This is a genomic window from Peribacillus sp. (assembly GCF_059453735.1).
The window spans coordinates 1-2447 of sequence record NZ_JAZVJO010000044.1 but is presented as its reverse complement, the minus strand read 5'-3'; the positions used below and the strand labels follow the sequence as shown (position 1 = coordinate 2447).

At 38.0% G+C, this 2447-nt stretch carries 4 protein-coding genes; 1 reads left to right on the top strand and 3 read right to left on the bottom strand.

Features of this window, described 5'->3' with window-relative positions:
* The coding region (locus AC52RT_RS01440; RefSeq protein WP_495539106.1) for a hypothetical protein at nucleotides 1–237 on the top strand (237 nt) is incomplete at its 5' end.
* Between the two features lie 46 nt (nucleotides 238–283).
* Here AC52RT_RS01440 and AC52RT_RS01435 read toward each other — a convergent pair.
* The 3 genes from AC52RT_RS01435 to AC52RT_RS01425 all read right to left on the bottom strand — a co-directional run bounded on the left by AC52RT_RS01435 (nucleotide 284) and on the right by AC52RT_RS01425 (nucleotide 2250).
* On the bottom strand, nucleotides 284–463 hold the full coding sequence (locus tag AC52RT_RS01435) for a hypothetical protein (protein WP_495539105.1): 180 nt from the start codon (nucleotides 461–463) through the stop codon (nucleotides 284–286).
* Nucleotides 464–949: 486 nt separating this feature from the next.
* A complete protein-coding gene (locus AC52RT_RS01430) occupies nucleotides 950–1849 on the bottom strand; it encodes a ClpXP adapter SpxH family protein (RefSeq protein ID WP_495539104.1) in 900 nt (299 codons plus the stop codon).
* Complete coding sequence (locus AC52RT_RS01425; protein ID WP_495539103.1) at nucleotides 1846–2250, bottom strand: globin domain-containing protein; 405 nt, start codon at nucleotides 2248–2250, stop codon at nucleotides 1846–1848. The genes AC52RT_RS01430 and AC52RT_RS01425 overlap by 4 nt, the downstream gene beginning before the upstream one ends.
* Between the last annotated feature and the right edge of the window lie 197 nt (nucleotides 2251–2447).

Genomic DNA, 2447 nt, shown 5'->3' with positions numbered 1-2447 from the left:
GCTCTCATGGTAGTTTTACTTGCGGAAGCATGGAAAGGATTTGTCAAAAATGAGTATCAAGAAGTCTTAGGGCCGAATGGAAAGCAAGAAGGGCCGAATAAAGTAGGAAAAGGGCCGAATAAAAGACGGAATGGGCCGAATGTATTCCAGTTAGGGCCGAATGAGAACTGTTCAAGTTGCTATTTGCCTAGTACAGGTGACCCTAAGTCGAGGAATAGACAGAAAAGTCAAGCATAAAAAATAGAAACGTTCTCATTACGCTTCCGTTTTAGTGTAATTGGTGTTATTTAACGGCCCGAAAGAAGCCTTTAAAATGGTTCTGTTTGGTGATTCTTGTTAATAAGATAAATATGGTAATGAAGAGAATGGGTGAGCTGATTAATAGTGGAAATGCATCTAGAAAAGCAAGGATTTGAAGAAATAAAGCTGCCAAAAATAAACAGGGATAAATAGTTGTTTTCATTCGAATTTCCTCCGGATTATATGTTATTATATTCAACATATGCGTCGGATTATGAACTAGAATCCTAAATATGACGAATTTGTGAAATCTATCACATTTACTTGTAAATCAGTCGAGAACTTGGTATATTTATATTGTGAAGTTTATCACAAACAAACTTATACCCCTTTGTTTGACCGTGAAAACTTTCTCCCATCCCCTTTGTTCGTATTTTATAGATGAATTCCTGCAAACTCGCGATTTCCAGGAATTCCAATGGTTTACAAGTGACAATATTGTGAAGTTGGTATCAAGAACTTGATGCTGCTGAGGAATATTGTTAAGATTGAAAGTAGAAATTGTAACAACTCACATGTAACGAAATCCCCTTTTGTTTATTGTGAAATTTCTCCCATCCCCTTTGTTCGTTTTTATAGAAAAAGCCCTGCAAAGTAATTTGCAGGGCTTTTATTTGGTTAAATCTAAAAAAAGCCAGGCTGCGGTGATTTATCTTTCGCAGTCTGGCTTTTTAATATACTTCCAGAAGGTTCCGTATTTAGCCGGGATCCGTTGGACAACTTGTTTCAAAACAAGGCGCTTCATCTGACATTCTACTTCATTCTTAGTCATATCATAAACCACTTCAATCTCTTTTGTTGCAACGAATTGAAAGGACTTCATGAATTCTTCGAGCTTAGGACGCTCACTTGGTTCTGGAAGTGTACCAAGCATTTCTTCGATGATATTCACGTAGATACTATAAGGATATGCGCCAGATACTTTAATTCCTTCTTCTTCAATGTTTTGATTAAAAAACACGAGGGAAGGGATTTCGCTGACTTCCATTTCAGAAGTAATCTTTAAATCACATTGAAAGCCTCTTGCGGCACTCGTTGAATGGATATCATCGAGGAATTCAGTAACATCAAGTCCGACTTGACGGGCGCATTCTGTTAAAACATCTATATTAGAAATATCTTGCTTATTTACAAATAAAAATTCTTGGAGCTTTCGCAGAAAACGTGCTGCCAGCCTTTTTCCTTGAAGCTCTGCAGCCTTAATCGCAATAGAGGCTGCAAAAGGGGAAGAAATTGGATTGTCTTCCCAAATCGTCCCATCACAAGACATACCGGAACGACTGGCAGTTTTTTCCCAAACTTGAGCTATGTTTTCAAAATTTTTATTTTTTCCGTTATTAAGTGAAGCGAGTTTTCCGCTAATTACATGCCTAATACTGAATAAATGTCCATATTCAATGTGCAGCTTCTTAAGTACCGGTTCCATGGCCCAGCATTCTGGACACAAAGGATCAATAAAAACATAAATTTCTATTGGTTTTTTTCCTGCATATGAATGCTGCGAGGTAATCCAATCAGAAACAATGAAAACTGGTTTTTGAGCGCTCAAATTTCTACTCCTTTCCCGTCCGTCTCGGAAGTATTAATCATATGTTGTGCGGTCAAATCGAGACGATGAAAGAAAAATTCCCGGAGATCTCCTTCAAGACCTACTTCATCCATGGCTCTGTTCATGCAATGCAGCCATGCCTTTGCCCGTCTAGGTGTAATTTCAAATGGGATATGACGAGCACGTAACATCGGATGACCATGTTCTTCTGTGTAAAGAGAAGGACCTCCAAGATACTGCGTCATAAATTGTTTTTGTTTACGTATCGTTTCAGTAAAATCATCTGGAAATATCGGTATCAAATCCGGATGTTGGCTTACATTGGAGTAAAATACATCGATTAATTTGTGTAAAAGCCCTTCTCCAATGGCTTCATATGGTGTAGGGTTTCCTTGCTCCATGCTGTTTACTCCTTTATATGTCCGTAGTCTGTATTGTTATTTTAACAATGCCTTTGCAATATAACAAATATCTAGCTTGATGAAATTATGTGTTCTGTACTAGAACAAGCGGAGGGCAGAAAAAATCCCATGACCAATGGCGAGAGAAGCAGCGACAATGGGCATGGGAAAATTATAGAGATTAACTTAAGTAAGTG